Below are 272 nucleotides of genomic sequence, written 5' to 3' on the forward strand. Positions count from 1 at the left end.
GCTGCTTCTTGAGCCTTAGCCGCTGCTTGAGCTTCAGCATCTGCTTGAGCTTTAGCTGCTTCACGAGCTTTCGCCGCTTCTTGAGCTTTAGCTTCTGCTTGAGCTTCAGCATCTGCCTGAGCTTTAGCTGCTTCTTGAGCCTTAGCTGCTTCACGAGCTTTCGCCGCTTCTTGAGCTTTAACTTCTGCTTGAGCTTCAGCTGCTTCGCGAGCTTTAGTTGCTTCCACTGCTTTAGCTTTTGCTTGAGTTTCAGCTACTTCCTGAGCTTTAAC

General features: G+C 49.6%; 1 protein-coding gene. It reads right to left on the reverse strand.

Going from position 1 to position 272, the window contains the following annotated elements; translation table 11 throughout:
- Positions 1-227: hypothetical protein (locus tag MR170_RS31555; RefSeq protein WP_242310738.1), on the reverse strand; the 227-nt coding region annotated here is incomplete at its 3' end.
- Positions 228-272: the final 45 nt, after the last annotated feature.

Source organism: Bacillus cereus group sp. BfR-BA-01524 (assembly GCF_022662595.1).
GTDB lineage: Bacteria > Bacillota > Bacilli > Bacillales > Bacillaceae_G > Bacillus_A > Bacillus_A thuringiensis_S.